1 rRNA gene is annotated in these 241 nt (G+C 55.2%); it reads left to right on the forward strand.

Going from position 1 to position 241, the window contains the following annotated elements:
* Positions 1–224, forward strand: a 23S ribosomal RNA gene (locus ACIPVK_RS21895); the annotation flags it as partial.
* Between the last annotated feature and the right edge of the window lie 17 nt (positions 225–241).

Here is a 241-nt window from a genome sequence, read left to right on the forward strand (position 1 = left end):
TGGTGTGTCAGTTGTACTGCCAAGTGCACCGCTGATTGGCTACGTTCGGAAGGGATAACCGCTGAAAGCATCTAAGCGGGAAGCCCACTTCGAGATGAGATTTCCATGCACCATTTGGTGCGAGAGGCCCCCAGCAGACCACTGGGTTGATAGGCGGGACGTGGAAGCGAGGACCAAAGACTCGTGAAGCCGACCCGTACTAATAGGCCGACAACTTAAACCACAAACACCACACCACCCC

It is taken from the genome of Paeniglutamicibacter sp. MACA_103 (genome assembly GCF_045798555.1).
GTDB lineage: Bacteria > Actinomycetota > Actinomycetes > Actinomycetales > Micrococcaceae > Paeniglutamicibacter.